Origin of the sequence: Cytobacillus sp. FSL R7-0680 (assembly GCF_038009245.1) — a bacterium.
GTDB classification, from domain to species: domain Bacteria; phylum Bacillota; class Bacilli; order Bacillales; family Cytobacillaceae; genus Cytobacillus; species Cytobacillus kochii.
Map to the genome: position 1 here is coordinate 1,647,933 of NZ_JBBPAO010000001.1, position 17,836 is coordinate 1,665,768.

Below are 17,836 nucleotides of genomic sequence, written 5' to 3' on the forward strand. Positions count from 1 at the left end.
ATTTAATAAATAATAAAGTTATTTAAAAATGAAGAGCATACATCGTGATCTTGTCAGTTCTTCTTGAACTACCGGGCAGGTTAGTTGAACAAGGAATTTAAACTATGACTGAAGAAATAGTATATAGTAAGTAAAGTTTTTTATATTCCAAACGTATATTTTAAGGTTAATATTTTTTATTGCGGAGGGGTTTTATTGCAAACACTTTTTAAATATAACTGGATGATACGAAAAGATTGGTATAACTGGTGTGAAGATTTAAGTGAGGAAGAGCTTTTGCAAAATCGAACTGGTGGTATGGGCAGTATATTACATACACTTTTCCATATTGTTGATGTCGAGTGGAGCTGGATACGTCTATTACAGGGAAAAGCGGACTTTCAGGAGAGTTTTGATTATTATAACAGCTTGGACAAGGTTCGAAAATTGGACGCAGAATTTCATATGGAAGTAGAGAACTTTGTGAACAACTGGGATGCAAGTATGGAAAATCAATTATTTTACGATACCCTGCCAGATGGAAGAATTGTAACAGATACTTGGGGTGAAGTTATGCGCCATGCCATTGCTCACGAAATTCACCATATAGGACAATTATCAATTTGGGCAAGAGAATTGGGAAGGAAACCGGTTTCTGCAAACCTTATCGGGAGAGGACTTTCCTCTCATTCGACAAAATAATTTATTAAAGGGTTTGCAGAGGTAGCATCTGTTTTCTTGTTGTACTAAGGGGGCAGTATAGCACAATAACCAATACTATGAAATAATAATCAGAAAGTAAAAATTACTTAGTGAAGGTAAAAAAATTGAGGAATAAAGTTTACTTAGTTTTATTGTTTTCTTTAACACTTGTTGGCTTGCTCTTTATAACGAAAAGCACATTTAAATCTAATGTTGGATATACAACCTTTAAACCAACAGGAGTTAAACACGAATTTACTAGGGTTGATTTAGAACAGAAACAAGTGGTTGGTACGGTCTCATATAAAAATAAAACATATATGACTGTCGTTGTGGATGTAACCTCGGACACCTTTCAAGTCGAGGGAAGTGTTGATGAATTAGAAGATTTATCAATGAGCCAAGATTCTTACATAAATCTGTTCAAGCAGCAAGCTAAATATTTCATTGAAAAAAATATTGATAATCCTAAAAAGTATTATGAAGAATTAGAACATCAATCGTTTTAAACAAACGGGTGATTAAGTATAAGTAGGAGGGTTGCTGAGGCAGCTTTTTTCTTTGTCGTTATTAACATAATACGCAGGTTACTTGAAGAATAATATGGGTTATTATGGTAATGTAGATATAAATGAGGTTGTCTAAATGAAGATAATTATACAAGTATTTATTGGTTCAATTATAATTCATATAATCTATATAGTCGGTATGATGTTAGTCGGTTATATCAAAACAAGAAACTACAAACCAGATATATCAAGTGCGTGGGATAAAGTAGAGACACTTCAAAGTGAGTAGATTTTGGTAAAGCTAATTCTCCTTTTCTTTACTTGTTTACTTTTATAGGAGTAACAGTGATTTGCGGAATTATTATATTTTCTTATAAAAATAGGTCAACCAGAAAAATCTGGCTAACCTTAGATTACGAACGGGTGCAAGAGTTAAAGATGATTATCGCTGGAGCGTTCTTTTTTTCTTGTTTAACAAACAGGGCAGGCTAGTCGAACAGTGTTGTTTAAATTGTGTTTAACAATCGGCCATATTGAGAGTGACAAGAAAACAGAATGAGTGACTCAAGAATAAATGTTATTTACACTTTGCTGGGGAGGTACTTATGAAAACTCACTATTATTTAGGTTGGTTTAACAATTTTTTTTCAGAGAATCTGGGTAGGGCGTTACAGGAGGATATAACTGATAGAAAATCGCTTGCTATGATTAGCTCGAATCCATCTGTTTTTGAAGATGATGGTGCTACTGAACGGTCGTGGCTTGACCAGGCTGGCATTATGTTTAATGAATATTATTTAATTAATTATCGCTTACAGAAGGAAGATGCCCAAACGATAATTCAAAATGCTTCCGTCATTTTCTTGTTGGGTGGCAATATCCTTAATCAAAATGGTTTTTTGATGGAGTATGAATTATCGGATTCGATTAAAAAAAGCAACGCCGTTGTAATGGGAGCAAGCGCTGGGGCAATCAACATGTCCGCTAAATGGTTATGCTCGAAAAACTTTGGAGATAAAGTTGAAATGAGCTCTGTTTACGACGGAATCGGTCTTGATAATTTTTCCGTCCTGTCTCATTTTGATCTTGAAAATAACATGGCACTGGTTCAAAGCGAACTATCTCCCCTATCGGAAGAAATAAATATTTATGCGTCAAACAAAGATTGCGCTGTACGTGTAAAAGAAGACAAAATCGACGTTTTTGGCAATGTATACTTAATTTCCGACTCAAAGATTCAGAAATTGGATGAGACGCTCTAGTTCTAGCGAAACGCTATGGCTTAATTGAATTAATTTTTTGCACCGTCTCTATTTTAAATATTTTAAATATAGTGAAGGAGAACTGGCACGAGTGTTGAATTGCGTCCATTTTTCTACTTCACCCTTCTACAAAATATTTAGTTAAAGTAATTAAATTCTTATTGAACTAACGGATGCAAGAGTTAAAGATGAGGATTGCTGGAGCGTTCTTTTTTTCTTGTTTAACAAACGGGGCAGGTTAATTGAATACGAATGAATCAGAAGATCGTCATTAAAGTCGATCTTTTTTCTTGTCACTGTTTCAGATAAAAGAATAACTAACCGTTGGAATCAATTTATAGTAATAAATTTTATTAATTGGAAAATAATAGTACAAAGAATGAGGGAGAAAAGGAAATACAGGGGAAACTTCGCTCGAGTCGATACCCCCTTATAGAGTCATGAGGTTTGGGAAGTCTTGCTTCAGCTTTCGTGCCGTACACGGCACTGCTAAAACCAGTTAACTTTGTCCAAAATATATATTTTCCTTATGAATACAGGCTGATCAAGATAAGTTTTTTTTTTAATTCTGTTTAAAGGGTGTGTAAGATTATGGAATTTTTCACTTCGCAGGAATCCTTAACTATTGTCCAATGGATGCTCCGGGCAATTGTTGGATTTGTGTTTTTCGTCATACTTGTCAAATTAATGGGTCAGCGTTCCCTTTCCCAAGTAGGACTTCTCGATTTTGTTATCGTGCTGATTATTGGAAATATTATTGCCCATCCGCTGTCCGATGAAGGGTTAGGTCTGGAAGGGTCGATGATTACAATGAGTGTTATTTTAATCTTGTATATAATCGGAATCTACCTAAGTTTGCATTTTAGACATTTTAGAAAGTGGTTTATCACCGATCCGATTCCATTAATAGAAAATGGAATGATTAATAACCGTAATATGAAACGTGCCCGAATTTCACTTGATGAACTGCAGACCGAATTACGAATGAAGAATATTGAAGAAATCCAAAAAGTCGCACTTGCCTTATGGGAGCATGGTGGCAAGGTTTCCATCTTTCTGAAGACGGAACATTTGCCTTTAACAGCCGTCACATTTAGCAAACCAGTCAAACCTTTTTATTTTCCAAATACCGTTATAAAAGAGGGAACGATTAATTGTAAACAGTTGCATCAATTAGGCAGGGATGAAGAATGGATTCTTAAAAAACTTCAAGATACCTATCCAAATATAACCATCAAAGATATTCTACTTGGTACCTTAGATGGCAAGGAAAATCTAAGTATATTCCTATATAATTCCTAAGCTCCCTCATGGTATCTGCCTTAGTAATTCTACATTAAGTAGGTGGATTTAAGAAGTACATCATTCATATTTATTGCTGTTCCGTCCGATAAAGTTATTTTTTCCTTTGTACCTTGTTATACGAACACGCATAATGGAACGATATGCTCCATAAGTTAATGCAGTTATTTCTAATGTTAATATTCATCTTCTTACTCCTTTTTATAATAAATGCCACCCTTATTTTTGGAGTTTGGGATAACTATAATTGGAAAATTTAGGACATTATTATGAGAACCCGAATTATTAACAAACCAATAAAAAGATACGAGTGGAAATGTATCTAATCTCGTTAATCCCCTTTTGCAGATTCCTTCAGGTTTTCGCTTTTTTTCTTTCTATCATGTAGAGAAGCTTTTTTTGTCCAAAGGGAAATAACTTCAATATCAAATTCGAAGATAAGAATAATTATATTGATACAAAATTAAACAACTTTAAAAAATCCTTATTACAATAAATCGTAGTAAGGCATTTGTTTATTATTTCAAAATTAAACGGCTTTATTATCTCTATACATCAGCTACCCTATCATTGACACCCAAACCTACTTAAATCAAAGAATCCCCGAATAAGCATTCCTTTATGAATGAAGGAATCATTTACTTTGTTCCTTATTGGTAAATATATTATTCTATGAGCCAATAATCCGGCTTTTAATAAAAAGACCAAAAAGAAAACACGAATTATTATTCGCGTTTTCTTTTTGGTCTTTTATACTTACATAATTATTAGAGGATACGGATGATAAACGGGATGCGATACTCTTCCCCTTCAAACGCCTTAACGGCTGCAATAATGGTAAATACGATAAATGCAATGCCAAATATGGCTCCTAATAAATAACCAATAAGCACTAACATCAAGATCGTACTAATGATTCCATAAACAAAGTAAGTAATGAGGAAGTTAAAATACTGTCTACCATGATAGTCTACAAGCTTTGAGCTATCTTTCTTTATGAGCCAAATAACAAGTGGTCCTATAAATACAGTAAAGAAACTAATAATATAAATGCCAGCAGCAAGTATTCTGTCTGTTTGTGAATCTTTCATTGTTGTTTTCCCCTTTCTCTTATTCCTTCTTGTACTATATACCTATTTTACGAAGATTATTATAAAAAGTTTCAAAGTTTTTATTTTCAAATTTCGGTTCTTCTATTGGACAACTTGAATACATTTATAAAAGCGAGAGAAAACAAGTTGATACGTGAGTTCCCCTTATTTTACTACTATGAAAAAAATAAACAAATAGGTGATTTATATGATGTCAAAAATTGAAGCATTTATTCTTGGAATCATTCAAGGGATAACAGAATTTCTTCCTATTTCAAGCACTGGGCATTTGTATCTTGGAAGACATTTATTTGGTCTTGATGAAGCAGGATTATTTTTAGATACCATGCTCCATATTGGTACACTATTAGCTGTCCTTGTTGTTTATAAAAATGAGTTACTAGAAATCATAAAAAATCCATTCGGAAAGTTATCTATGCTGCTTGTCATTGGTACGATTCCTGCTGTTTTTGTTGGTTTATTATTTAATGATCTATTTGAGACGATCTCAAAAACCGGCGTCACCATTGGCTGGGAATTTATTATTACCGGAATCATTCTTTGGTTCTCAGATAGTATTAAAAATGGTGCGAAAAAAATGAAAGATATTAGCTATAGTGATGCATTATTTATTGGTAGTTTTCAAGCAATTGCGATATTCCCTGCTATTTCAAGATCAGGTTTAACAATCGCTGCAGGGCTCATCCGTAAACTTGATCGAGAAACAGCTGCATACTTTTCATTTTTACTATCTATACCGACCATAGCAGGAGGCATTGTACTGCAATTTGGAGAAATATATGCTGGCCATATTGAAGCTATTAGCTTTGGCAGTATGTTAATTGCCACACTTGCATCAGCCATTTTCGGTTATATTGCCGTTGTTTGGATGATTAATTTTCTAAAAAGAAAATCACTAAAGATATTTGCCGTTTATGTTTGGATTTTAGGATTAACAATCCTATTTATGCAAATGGCAGGCATTTTTTAAATTTATTCTCATGAGTAGGTTCTTGATTTCTACTCACTTTTTTGTCACTTTAACAGTGTATTTGCTAAGGATGAATTTTATTAGAAAAAGGACTGGATGCTGATGTCGACGATACTTTTTAAAAATGCCATTGTCTATCCCATTACTTCAAAGCCTTTCCACGGAGATGTATTAATAAAAAATCGTATAGTGAAAAAGATCGGAAAAGATATTCAAGATTTGCATGCACAAGTCGTTGATTGTTCTCATGGTTTTCTGTTACCTGGTTTTATTGATGTGCATACACATATTGGATTATATGACGAGGGGACTGGTTGGGCTGGTAATGATGCGAATGAGACAACACAGCCATTAACACCTCATATTCGGGCAATCGATGGCATCCACCCTTTTGATCCTGCTTTTCGTGATGCACTTAAAGCTGGGATAACTACTGTTCACGTAATGCCAGGCAGTGCGAATATTATTGGTGGCACCACATCCATCTTGAAAACGTACGGCAATAGTGTTGAAGAAATGCTTGTTAAAGAAACTGCTGGATTAAAAATTGCTCTTGGAGAAAACCCTAAAAAGGTTCATAGTCATAGCAATGAACATTCAATTACTAGAATGGGCATTATGGGGATGTTAAGAGAAGCTTTTTATAATGTTCATGCTAATCCAAATGAAGTAAACCTGCGCACATCCCCTATTATTAAAGCACTTACACAAGAAATACCTGTACGAATCCATGCCCATAGAGCAGACGATATTTTAACTGCACTACGATTTGCTAAAGAATTTCATTTAGATATTCGAATTGAACATTGTACAGAGGGTCATTTAATTACTCCTTATTTAGGAAAGAATCTACAAGTGAGCGTTGGACCAACATTAACAAGACGATCAAAAGTAGAGTTAAAAAACAAGACGTGGGACACTTATAAAATCCTCGATCAAGCAGGTGTCTCCGTTTCAATAACTACCGATCATCCTTATACACCTATTCAATACTTAAACATTTGCGCAAGTATTGCTGTTCGAGAAGGTTTATCCGAACAAAAAGCATTGGAGGGAATAACGATCGCTGCCGCTAAAAACTTAAAAATCGATCATATCGTTGGAAGCATTGAAGAAGGGAAAGAAGCTGATCTTGTACTCTGGAGCCATCATCCTTTTCATTTTCTAGCAAAACCAAAATGGACAATGGTCTCAGGCAATTGGGCATATACAAATGCGGTGGATAAATAAAATGATAAGGAGGCGATTTATCTTCAAATTGGAATTTCCGTCTCCTATCTTTGTCTAAATGATGATAAGGTTTCTTCACCATTTATCTCCAATCAATAAACTGTTTTCTATGTCCCTACCTCTCTTACCTCAATGTATGGTACCTTTTTCACCTTCTCATTTACTGGTTCCTTTTTGCAATTTTACCATTAGAATCCGGTATGCAAAAAATGGAGAAATTTGGCGAAAAATAATATTAAAAATAAGGTAAAAAATCTATTCCCTTTTTGCTATTTTTTTAGTATTATACTTTCATAAAATAATATTTTTAGTCGATAATATCTTTTGTTTTTGGATATTGGGAAGGCAAATGGTGCGCCACCAGTTTACTGGTTCTAGTGGGTTCGATTCCCACCCCGAAATTTTTTAGTTACATTACAAAAAATTTCGAGGGTGGGCCTTTTCTGTCTTTTTGGCATGGAGTAGGTTTACTCTCACGTGGAGGGATAACCAATGCTGAAAAAACGTGACCTAAATGATTGTCAAGTTTTATTCGAATTGATGACGCACCCCGATGTCTTCCCTTTTGTGCGTCATAAAGCTCAATCTTATGAAGAACTGTTATTTATTACGAAACAAACGCTCGAAGCTGAGGAACAAGAAAAGCTCATCTCTCGTACCATTACAGATGAATGGAATAATCCAATTGGCACAATTAGCTTATATGACATTGAAAACCAAGCTGGTTTTCTTGGCACATGGATTGGTAAACCTTATCATGGTAAAGGTTATAATCAATTAGCCAAAGATGCTTTCTTTAATGAACTTTTTTATGATTTAAATATTGAAACTATTTTTATGCGCATAAAAAAAGAAAATATTCGTTCATTAAAAGCTGCCCAGAAACTACCTTATGCCATTTATGCCAATGAATCACGTAAAAGTTTGTATGATAAAATAAATGAAACTGGCCAGATTTATGATTTATTTGAAATTCCTAAAGATCTTTATTCTCTTCATATGCTTAGAGAAGGACTTACAGTGGAAGATACAACTCATCTAAAAGAAGCTTAAAAAACAAGGGAGCTTAATAGCTACCCTTGTTTTTTATTCGCTAAAACCTGTTGATAAATTTTTCTGACTTCATAGGTCTTGTAAAGTTCTAATTTCCGTAACTCTATTGGATGTCTATTAACACCAAATTCTTTTAGTTTTGCAATATACCAGCCTTTTGAACCTTGATAAGCCATCCTCATCTCTCCCACAGTCTTTTTAACAATATATGTGATAAGAATCGGAGACATGCTTATTGATGAAGGTTTTTTCCTAACACATCTTTTGCTCCAGTTATGGGAATGACACTACCCGTGATAAAACTAGATGCAGGTTCAATAAGAAAAGCAATCACCCTCGCCACATCCTCCCCTGTGCCAGGGCGCCCGACAGGAGTTCGATCATCTTTTACTGTACAGGCATCGTCTATATCACTCTCTTTCCACTTGCCAATAATATCCCCTGGACAAACCATATTTACTGTTATGCCATTTTCTGCTTCTTCTAAGGCAAGCGTCTTTGTTAATGAGACTACACCTGATTTTGCTGCAGCAAAAGCCGAACGATACATCCATCCTGGGGCAGTTTCAGCGCGATCAAAACCTATTGTTATGATTCTCCCCCACTTCCCCTTTCTCATGAGTGGAATGATGGCTTTTCCTAATATAAATAAAGCTTGTAGATTTCCATTTATTAAATAAGACCATTCATCTAAAGAGTATTCAATCATTTTCTTTTTTTCATGAATATATGGGCCCGCGTTATGTATCAAGATATCAATTGAATCTGTTTTCGCTAATGATTGCTGTATGAGATGATTACATTCATCTTCATTCGTAATATCTGCTTTAATTGCAATATTTTTTGTCCCATATTTGTTAGTAAGGGCCTCACAAAGTTCAATTGCTTTTTGTTCACTATGTCTATAATTAATAATCACATTTACATTTTGCTCTGCTACTTTCCAAGCAATACTGCTACCGATACCGGTTGACCCACCAGTAATTAACGCTGTCTTTGTATTCACAAAACAACCCCTTTTAGTTAGAATTTTTAAAATTATTATTTAATTTTAATACTAATCACTATAAAGTAATGTTGCAAGTGTTTTGAATTGATGTTTTTTTAACGAAAATAGAAATGTTGCATAAATTAATGAATAGGCGATTATCATCATCGGAAAGATCATCTCTTTTTTTGGAAGGGTGAAAAGTGTATGTTCCCTTGGAATCAATTCCCATTTAATAAAGAAATGAAGTCCAAATTCGAAAAATTAAACCAAAAAGAAGTCAATGAGTATGTACAAGGGATGCTCGGAAAAGTCTTTCCGAATGACCTTCAATATTCAAACGAGCAAAAACAAGAAGAAACTCAACATACAACAGAAAATAGTCCATCACAAAGTAAATTAAGATTTCGTGTCTTGGAGACACATAAATATGTTTTTGTGCGAATAGAAATCCAAAAACGAGAATGGTTAAAGCAATTAAAAATGTATCATACAACCAATCAACTCATTCTCGAACATATTCCAAAAGACAGTGACCAAACACTTATTACATTACCGACTCTTGTAAATAAAAAAGGCGCTAAAGCAGACTACCAAGATGCCATTTTAGAAATCCAACTTTATAAGTTGATTGACCGGCAATTATCTGAAATACATGTCGATGACCATTAGTTAGGAGGGGAATATTATGTTACTACCTGAATACCCTAACGACATGCTTTCAATCATCAAAAATGGATTACCAAATATAAAAAAAAGAAAGAAGAAAGTCTTAATTGCAGGTGCAGGCATGGCTGGATTAGTTTCAGCCTCACTCCTTAAACAAGCGGGTCATACTGTCACTGTTCTAGAAGGGAATAACCGTATAGGGGGTAGAATCTACACGCTTAGGTCCCCTTTTACAAATGGAAATTATCTTGATATGGGTGCGATGAGAATTCCTCATACACATAAACTCGTATTACAATATATAGAAAAGTTTCAATTGCCATTATCCCGTTTTATTAATAGTCATCCAAACGATATTATTTATATTAATAATAGGAAGATTTCAAGAAAACAATACGAAGAAAATCCAAACTTACTTGATTTTCATTTAAATAAAAATGAGCAAGGAAAGACAGCCTTTACACTATTACAAGATGCCGTAGAGCCATTTATCACTCTCTATAATAATAGTACAGAAGAAGAAAAGAAAAAAATGATCTCAGAATACGACAAATATTCAATGGTCGATTTTTTAAAGTTTAACCCTTTAGCAACGCCTTTATCTTCAAATGCGATCAGATTAATTAGTATTCTCTTAGGTATTGAAGGGTTTCAAGAATTATCATTTATGTCGATTTTATCTAGTGTTCTCTCCCCACTCTTTCAACCTGATATCCAATATTTTGAAATAAGAGGTGGGAATGATCAACTTCCCTATTCCTTTCAAATGGAATTAGCATCGAACCTATTTTTCAATCAAAAAATAGAAAGAATCAAACAAAGTAGTAATAAAGTAAATATATACGTACATGATACATATCAACATACATTTAAAACGTATACAGGCGATTATTGTCTTATTACCTTACCGTTTACTACACTTCAATTTATAGATTTACTACCCAAAAATAGCATTAGTCAAAAAAAATGGCAGGCAATTAGAGAATTGCAAAACATTTCTTCTATGAAAATTGGAATTGAGTTTAGTAGCCCTTTTTGGGAAAGGTACAACTTTGGTCATGTCATAACTGATTTACCGATTCGTTTTAGCTATATTCCAAGTAGAGTAAATAATGATGCACCAGCGGTTTTACTTGCAAGCTATAGTTGGGGCAGTGACGCTTTATTATGGAATAGTTTGTCACAATCAGATATTACGAGGGAAGTCTTGAAATGCTTAAGTGAAGTATATGGCAATATTGTCTATAAAGAATACCTTAGAACCTTTACATTTAATTGGAGCAGAAATTCATTTTCTGCAGGTTGTTTCACGTTATATGCACCAGGTCAACAAAAACATTTCGGTGAGGAGGTAAGTAAACCCTCAGGCAAACTTCATTTTGCTGGGGAGCATACATCCTTATTCCCTGGTTGGATTGAAGGAGCAATCGAGTCAGGTATTCGTGCAGCGGCAGAAATTCACATGAGGGAATAGTCATAATAAAAAAACGGTGAAAAAGCCATAAATAATACAAAGACCTTTTCACCGTATATGTTATTTAAGTAACAGTATATCCACCGTCAACTGTTACAGATTGAACCGTAAGTAAGCTTTACCCATCTTTACGCTCATATCAGCAATGACAACGTTTGCACATTTTTCACTGCATGCCTTGACATCTAAATAGCCAATCACTGTAACACCACTCGTGATGATATGCTTTCGCGTAAGTTTATTTACAAATTAAACCGATGTAGCACCTTGTCCACCATCGATACGATAATATGAACCTGAAATAAATGAAGCTTTTTCTGATGATAAAAATACCATTAGATCAGCAATTTCCTCAGCTGTTGCATATCTTTTCATTGGTACAGAGCTTTCAAATTGTGTACGTGCATTCTCTGTTTGTTCAGGCATGGCGTTTGCTTCAATGGATCTCATCATTTGTGTATCTACACCAGATGGTGCTACTGCATTGACTCTAACACCATAATCTGCCGCTTCTAATGCAGCCGTTTTATTTAACCCGATTACCGCATGTTTAGATGCAACATAAAGTCCCATACCTGGTGCACCTAATAAACCGCCGTTTGAAGCCGTATTAACGATTGCCCCACCTTTTTGAGCTTTCATCACAGGTAAAACATATTTTAATCCTAAAAACGCACCGTAAACATTTACACCAAATACTGCATCAAAATTTTTCTTTGTTTGCTCATCTAAGATGGCAAAATCGCCATTGATCCCAGCGTTATTTATAAATGTATCGATACGACCAAATGCTTGTTGTGTATCTTCAACATATTTCTTTACATCTTCTTCTTTTGTTACATCAGCTGATAACAATAAAATCTCCTCAGCATCAATAGAAGCAGCAGCCTTTTCTAATGCTTCTTTAGATAAATCTACTAGTGCGAGCTTGGCACCTTCTTTAGCAAAAGCTTTAGCTGCTGCTATTCCAATACCACCTGCGGCACCTGTAATTAGAACTACTTTGTTTGCGAAATTCATCTCATATTCCTCCCTTTTGTCTCATACAAAATAATCATACTACTAAAATTGTATATTGTCGACAATTTTGTTTGCTATAATAGGATGCCCAAAAAGTGGCATCCTTATTCTAACGTTTCTAATAAAAGAGCTGGAACTATATCCTTCGCTTCAGTAATTTTATTTTCCATTAGATTCTTGGTGATTAATTTCATTTTTGGATGAAAACGATTCATCGTATTCGTTGTCCATTTCACTTGGGCAAACACTGTTAATATATAAACAGATTCATAATAAAATTTAGATAGTGCTTTATTATTCGCCACTTCAAAAAAGAACGTAGTTAAACCCGTGGACTTCATTTGATAACCAATGAGATCACCTGCAAGGAAAGCTTCTTCCACTGCATTGAGTTTTAATTTTAACGTATCTTTCGTTTCATCATGCCATTGATGCGAAGTCATATCTAGTGCCATTTGAATGAGTCCAACCATGACATGTGTATATTCTTTAATATCTTCTGTCGTAAAGGATTTTACAACTGTCCCTTTTCGATGAATACGCTCGACAATATTGTCTACTTGAAGTAAATATAATGCTTCTCTCACAGGTGCTCTACTCGTTTTTAGCTCTTCTGCTATTTTCTCTTCCACAATTTTATCTCCAGGAATATAAGAACCTTCCATGATTTTCGTTAATATGTATTTGGCAATTTGTTCGGGAAGCGATTCACCAAATCGATGCTCATTATTAAATAAAAAATCCTTCAAACCATTCACTCCGTTGTTTAATTACTCTTTATTTATCCATTATATCATTTAATTAGAACGATTTGGAAATTTAATCAGAATTGGATGAGTAAGCCGTCAGGTATATAGTTGTAATCAGATGGTTGTAAAATTTAAATTTGATATCCATCAAATTCATGTACACAAACACAAACTATATTGGTAAACATTCATGAATAAACCTTACTTTGCTACAATAAGTCAAATCATAAAGTCTGAATATGCATTTGTTTTATAGAGGAATAAGAAAAAGATGAGCAACGTCTGCATCATATGATACAGGTGTTGCTCATCTTGAAGGATAATTTAAGCATATTTATCCGATGATTATTTACCGATGAACATTTGAGTCCAGTAATTACCGTTCTCAACATAACCTACTCCAAGGTGAGTATAGCTAGAGTTAAGAATGTTTTCACGGTGACCTTGGCTATTCATCCAAGCTTGTACTACTTCTTCTGGTGTTTGTTGACCTTGGGCAATGTTTTCACCTGCTGAAGTATAAGAAATACCAAATTGTTTCATCATATCAAATGGAGAACCATATGTTGGGCTGTTATGATCGAAATACCCTTTTGCTTGCATATCACGAGATTTTTCACGCGCTACCTTACTAAGCTCCACATCAAGTTTTAATGCAGGAAGACCAGCATTTGCACGCTCTTTATTTGTTAAATCAAGTACTTGTTGTTCATATGCACTAACTTCAGATGAAGCTTCTTCTGATGGTGCTTGTTCTTCTTCAGTTACTTCTTGCTCTGGTTGTTTTTCTGGTTGTGCTGCTTCTTCAGCTGGTTGTTTTTCTGGTTGTGCTACTTCTTCAGCTGGTTGTTTTTCCGGTTGTGCTGCTTCTTTAGCAGGTTGTTTTTCCGGTTGTGCTGCTTCTTCAGCTGGCTGTTCCGCTTGCTCTGGTTGTGCTGCATGCGCTTTACCTTGTTCTAATGCTGCTTGTGCTTTTTCTTTCGCTTGACTTAAGATATTTTGAATATCCTCTTGATTCCAATTTACATTATATTTACCGATGCAATCTTGCATCACTTTATTAATATAATCTTGGTTTAACATATTAGAAGTTTGATAGACAAAAGCCTTTGTATCTACTTTTACTTGAGCTGGCTCTGCCGCTTCTGCCTTGTTTAAACCTGGTGCTGATACTAGTAATGCAGCTGCTGCCGCTACTGAAAAAATAACTTTCTTACTCATAATCTATTTCCTCCCTAATGGATGTTTTTTGTTGTTTCTTGCTGTGACATAATCATATCATAGGTTTTTTTGTAATATTTTTGGGAGGAAATAGCAATGAATTATTCTTGTATGGTTCTATCTAAAAATAGAAAGAAAAAACGTTATGATTAGTAGGTTTGTTTGATTTTTAGAGAATAGGTTTTTTTATCATTAATTGGTAATGACACTATCGTGTTTCCATTTATATACTAGAATACTATACTTGACAACTTAAAAAAGCCTTTTTCTCTTTTACGTTTATTACATGAAGGTAACATTCGTGATAATTATTATGCAACTATAATGAAATGATATCAAAGCCTAAAAACCTTGATATAAGGCGGTTTGTAGCATATAAACCTATTTTCATTTGCCTATTGAAGAGGAAGGGAAATACATCCCTATCCTTCTATATAAAAGGCCACTCTTCTTCTTATAGAAAGAGTAGCCTTTAAAAATTAATGATCATTTACCATCGGAAGTATAATTTGTATCGTTGTCCCAATATTGTATTCACTTTGAATAAGCAAGCGCCCTTCATGTAAATGTACGAGTTTCTCCACAATAGCTAACCCAAGCCCTGTACCTCCATCAGCTCTTGTCCTTGCTTTATTCACTCGGTAAAATCTTTGCCGGATTTTATCTAAGTCTTCTTCAGGTATCCCAATCCCAGAGTCTTCCAATTGAATACAACAGCCATCTTCTGTTTGGAAAAGATCAAGTAGTAATGTGCCCTCATCAGTATATCTAATCGCGTTATCAAAAATATTTTGCATAATTTGTTCGATTCTTCCTTCATCTGCAATAATAATGATATCAGGATCAAGATCTACTTCTATAGATAAGCCTTTTCTTTTAATTCGCGGACTATACTTTTGCACGACATCTTCCAAAAGCTGGGCTAGGGGTATTGGCGCCTTCACCAAACGATAGTCATCAGTTTCAAGTTTTGACAAATCTAATAAATCACCGACAAGTCTCTCCATCCGAGTTGCTTCCCGATAAATGAGTGCAAGGTATTTTTCGTGATCTTCTTCATTTGTTACAAGACCTGACTTTAGTGCATCACTATATCCTTTGACATAACTAATCGGTGTTCTTAATTCATGAGACACATTAGCAAGAAATTCTCTCTTTCTATCATCTTCTTTTTGAATAGATGTGGCCATTGAATTAAAAGCACTAGCCAGTTCACCAATTTCATCTTGTTGATTTGTCGATAGTTGCACATTGTAATTCCCTCTAGACACTTGTTCAGCTGCTAACTTCATTTCCATTAACGGGCTAGTCATTCTTTTAATGAGGAAAGTACCTGTCATAATGGCGAATAGAAGAAAGATGAACGCGGCAAGCATCCAAAGATAAGCGAAATCCTGTGTAATATCAGAAATTTTCTCTAACGGTAAATAAACATATATAATACCAGCGAGACGATTATCATCTAATAACGGGATAATGACACCCATAATACGAGTATCAAACCTTTCTTCAAAACCCGTTTTGTAAATTGGATTTCCTTTTAATAATTGCTCTCGTTCTTCTCCGTTAATGAGCGAATCATATTTCATTTCAAATGGAAAGCATGCGCTCAATTCCCTAGGATTATCTACCATGATGATATCGGTTTCTGATTTATCATTGTACCAAGCTACTTTTTCCTTTAAGTCTGTACTTATTTCTCCACCTTTGTAATCAGACGCTAAGGCTAATCCTTCTTCTAATAATGTATCTTCTACATTTTCGACATATAATTTCTCATAAAACAGATAAGATAATATGTAGGAATAAACAATTGTGATAAGTATCGCTATCGTCACCGTTAACCATAACTTTTTGGCTAATGTGTCGGTAAGGTACTTCATTTGTCTGGTACCTCTAGTTTATAACCTACCCCCCATACGGTTTGAATGTAATCTGCTATACCTAATTTCATCCTTAATGTTTTAATATGGGTATCAACCGTTCGTAGGCTACCATCATATTCAATTCCCCACACATGTTCAAGGAGCTGCTCCCTTGAAAGAGCCTGGTTAACATGTTGAATTAAATAAGAAAGCATTTCAAACTCTTTTAATGTTAAAGATATTTTTTCTTCTTCGACAAGGACTCTCCGCGCTTTTTTATCTATAGATAACTTTCCTATTTTTATTTGCTCTGATTCTTGTTTCACTTTTCCAGATCTCCGAAGGACTGCATGTATTCTAGCAACAAGCTCTCCTGGACTAAGTGGTTTAACAATATAATCGTCACCGCCTAATTGTAGCCCCTTCACTTTATCCCATTCTTCTCCTTTTGCTGAAAGAAAAATGATTGGAATATCTGAATTAGTACGTATTTTTTGACAAACTTCATATCCATCTTCATTTGGCATCATAATATCTAAAATGACTAAATCAATTTCAGCTTCCTTCAATTTCATGTAGCCCTCTTCACCACTCTCAGCTGTATAGCATTTAAATCCCGAATTCTCCAAATACATCTCAATCAATGTTCTCATATCTGGTTCATCATCAATAATTAATATATTTACTTTTCTCATGAATCCTCGTTCTCCCTAAGCAAAATTTGAAACGGACCTTCGCCTACTTCTACTGATCCTTTCAGTTTTATTGTTTCTGAATCGATAAATTGTAACTCAGAGCTATCATACCCTGCGACTAATACTATATCGCTAAAGGTTTCAATTGTGAAAGGGTTGGCTGTTACGCTCATTTCACCTATTACTTCACCAGCCTCATTTAACTTATACAGCAAATTGGTTCCATGGCTCACAACAAATATCGCCTCATCAGCTTTGGTAAAATCGACTGGCATCGAAGGAACACTAATTTTTCTTAATGCTTTTCCGGTCTCTCTATCATAAACATGTACATATTTTTCAATATCTAATCCTTCACCATGTCCACCAACCCATATTTCGTTATCTAATGGGAACAAACCTGTTGCATGTGTATGTATTTCATAGTTTTCTTTTATTTCCATTGTTTCCAAATCAATACTTGTAAGAAGATTTTCATCAAACCCTATAATGATGAGTTCATCCCGAGCTTCATCATGTTTCATCTCGAGTGGTCGATCAAAGATATCAATATGACTCTTTTCTTCTCCATTACTATTAAAAAAACGGACGCTATTTTTTCTTTCATCTAAAGCAACTATTGTATCAGGTCTTAGTTCCTCAACATCTACAACACCCTCACCAATTGTCCACTGATGAATCAGTTCCCCTTTAGATAATGAATAAAGATCAATGGTGTTTAACTTTTCACCATACAGTAACAGAGTGTCGCCATCTGATAGTACACTTCCTCCTGTGTATGCTTTATTGACCTTCCATGAACCAATGTTTTTTTGCGCCTGTATGTCTATAAATGATAGGCTCATCTCCTTAATATTTACTGTTATCGCAATATCCCGCTCAGCTGGTATATTAGTGAATTCTTCTTGTCTACAACCAGTTAAGAAAGAAGAAATCAGTAAGAAAAATATGAACGCCTTGTAATAACGCATATAAAGTTTCTCCCCAGTTTTAATGTTTTTATAACTCAAGGATACCGGATGGTTGTGTTAAAAGT

At 34.6% G+C, this 17,836-nt stretch carries 19 protein-coding genes; 10 read left to right on the forward strand and 9 right to left on the reverse strand.

What is annotated here, in order from left to right; translation table 11 throughout:
* The first annotated feature begins 195 nt into the window (after positions 1–195).
* The 5 genes from MKY26_RS08145 to MKY26_RS08165 all read left to right on the forward strand — a co-directional run bounded on the left by MKY26_RS08145 (position 196) and on the right by MKY26_RS08165 (position 3,754).
* Positions 196–681 carry a DinB family protein gene (locus tag MKY26_RS08145; RefSeq protein WP_095372926.1) on the forward strand — a complete coding sequence of 162 codons (486 nt, stop codon included), beginning with the start codon at positions 196–198 and terminating at the stop codon, positions 679–681.
* Positions 682–806: 125 nt separating this feature from the next.
* A complete protein-coding gene (locus MKY26_RS08150) occupies positions 807–1,190 on the forward strand; it encodes a hypothetical protein (protein WP_341095206.1) in 384 nt (127 codons plus the stop codon).
* Between the two features lie 136 nt (positions 1,191–1,326).
* Positions 1,327–1,479, forward strand: coding sequence for a hypothetical protein (locus MKY26_RS08155; RefSeq protein ID WP_341095210.1), 153 nt, complete (start codon positions 1,327–1,329; stop codon positions 1,477–1,479).
* Between the two features lie 316 nt (positions 1,480–1,795).
* Entirely contained in the window at positions 1,796–2,452 is a 657-nt protein-coding gene (locus tag MKY26_RS08160) for a Type 1 glutamine amidotransferase-like domain-containing protein (protein WP_341095217.1), read from the forward strand.
* Positions 2,453–3,043: 591 nt separating this feature from the next.
* A complete protein-coding gene (locus tag MKY26_RS08165) occupies positions 3,044–3,754 on the forward strand; it encodes a DUF421 domain-containing protein (RefSeq protein WP_340975298.1) in 711 nt (236 codons plus the stop codon).
* Between the two features lie 767 nt (positions 3,755–4,521).
* Here MKY26_RS08165 and MKY26_RS08170 read toward each other — a convergent pair.
* Positions 4,522–4,845: a DUF4870 domain-containing protein gene (locus tag MKY26_RS08170; RefSeq protein WP_095372924.1), complete on the reverse strand. Its 324-nt coding sequence runs from the start codon at positions 4,843–4,845 to the stop codon at positions 4,522–4,524.
* A 211-nt stretch (positions 4,846–5,056) separates the two neighbouring features.
* On the opposite strand from MKY26_RS08170, the gene MKY26_RS08175 reads away from it, so the two are divergent.
* The 3 genes from MKY26_RS08175 to MKY26_RS08185 all read left to right on the forward strand — a co-directional run bounded on the left by MKY26_RS08175 (position 5,057) and on the right by MKY26_RS08185 (position 8,119).
* The gene (locus MKY26_RS08175; RefSeq protein WP_307313318.1) at positions 5,057–5,836 is read left to right on the forward strand and encodes an undecaprenyl-diphosphate phosphatase; all 780 of its coding nucleotides are present in this window, start codon (positions 5,057–5,059) and stop codon (positions 5,834–5,836) included.
* A 102-nt stretch (positions 5,837–5,938) separates the two neighbouring features.
* Positions 5,939–7,066, forward strand: a complete 1,128-nt coding sequence (locus MKY26_RS08180) for an amidohydrolase (protein WP_095372922.1) — start codon at positions 5,939–5,941, stop codon at positions 7,064–7,066.
* Positions 7,067–7,558: 492 nt separating this feature from the next.
* Positions 7,559–8,119: a GNAT family N-acetyltransferase gene (locus tag MKY26_RS08185; RefSeq protein WP_095372921.1), complete on the forward strand. Its 561-nt coding sequence runs from the start codon at positions 7,559–7,561 to the stop codon at positions 8,117–8,119.
* Positions 8,120–8,139: 20 nt separating this feature from the next.
* On the opposite strand, the gene MKY26_RS08190 is transcribed toward MKY26_RS08185, so the two are convergent.
* Both MKY26_RS08190 and MKY26_RS08195 read right to left on the reverse strand, forming a co-directional pair.
* Positions 8,140–8,295, reverse strand: coding sequence for a DUF2639 domain-containing protein (locus MKY26_RS08190; RefSeq protein ID WP_095372920.1), 156 nt, complete (start codon positions 8,293–8,295; stop codon positions 8,140–8,142).
* Positions 8,296–8,351: 56 nt separating this feature from the next.
* A complete protein-coding gene (locus MKY26_RS08195; protein WP_095372919.1) occupies positions 8,352–9,125 on the reverse strand; it encodes an SDR family oxidoreductase in 774 nt (257 codons plus the stop codon).
* A gap of 189 nt (positions 9,126–9,314) precedes the next feature.
* On the opposite strand from MKY26_RS08195, the gene MKY26_RS08200 reads away from it, so the two are divergent.
* Complete coding sequence (locus MKY26_RS08200) at positions 9,315–9,779, forward strand: Hsp20/alpha crystallin family protein (protein WP_307313313.1); 465 nt, start codon at positions 9,315–9,317, stop codon at positions 9,777–9,779.
* A gap of 16 nt (positions 9,780–9,795) precedes the next feature.
* Positions 9,796–11,250, forward strand: a complete 1,455-nt coding sequence (locus tag MKY26_RS08205) for a flavin monoamine oxidase family protein (RefSeq protein ID WP_340975300.1) — start codon at positions 9,796–9,798, stop codon at positions 11,248–11,250.
* A gap of 249 nt (positions 11,251–11,499) precedes the next feature.
* Here the strand turns inward: MKY26_RS08205 and MKY26_RS08210 are convergent, their stop codons facing one another.
* The 6 genes from MKY26_RS08210 to MKY26_RS08235 all read right to left on the reverse strand — a co-directional run bounded on the left by MKY26_RS08210 (position 11,500) and on the right by MKY26_RS08235 (position 17,771).
* Positions 11,500–12,270 (reverse strand): SDR family NAD(P)-dependent oxidoreductase, encoded by a 771-nt coding sequence (locus MKY26_RS08210; RefSeq protein WP_224937579.1) that lies wholly within the window; start codon positions 12,268–12,270, stop codon positions 11,500–11,502.
* 104 nt (positions 12,271–12,374) lie between these two features.
* Positions 12,375–13,019, reverse strand: a complete 645-nt coding sequence (locus MKY26_RS08215; RefSeq protein WP_095372915.1) for a GntR family transcriptional regulator — start codon at positions 13,017–13,019, stop codon at positions 12,375–12,377.
* A 345-nt stretch (positions 13,020–13,364) separates the two neighbouring features.
* Positions 13,365–14,240, reverse strand: a complete 876-nt coding sequence (locus MKY26_RS08220; RefSeq protein ID WP_322909511.1) for a CAP domain-containing protein — start codon at positions 14,238–14,240, stop codon at positions 13,365–13,367.
* 479 nt (positions 14,241–14,719) lie between these two features.
* The gene (locus MKY26_RS08225; RefSeq protein WP_095372913.1) at positions 14,720–16,123 is read right to left on the reverse strand and encodes a sensor histidine kinase; all 1,404 of its coding nucleotides are present in this window, start codon (positions 16,121–16,123) and stop codon (positions 14,720–14,722) included.
* On the reverse strand, positions 16,120–16,800 hold the full coding sequence (locus tag MKY26_RS08230; protein WP_095372912.1) for a response regulator transcription factor: 681 nt from the start codon (positions 16,798–16,800) through the stop codon (positions 16,120–16,122). Before MKY26_RS08230 ends, MKY26_RS08225 begins: the two co-directional genes overlap by 4 nt.
* Positions 16,797–17,771: a YncE family protein gene (locus tag MKY26_RS08235; protein ID WP_341095265.1), complete on the reverse strand. Its 975-nt coding sequence runs from the start codon at positions 17,769–17,771 to the stop codon at positions 16,797–16,799. The genes MKY26_RS08230 and MKY26_RS08235 overlap by 4 nt, the downstream gene beginning before the upstream one ends.
* Between the last annotated feature and the right edge of the window lie 65 nt (positions 17,772–17,836).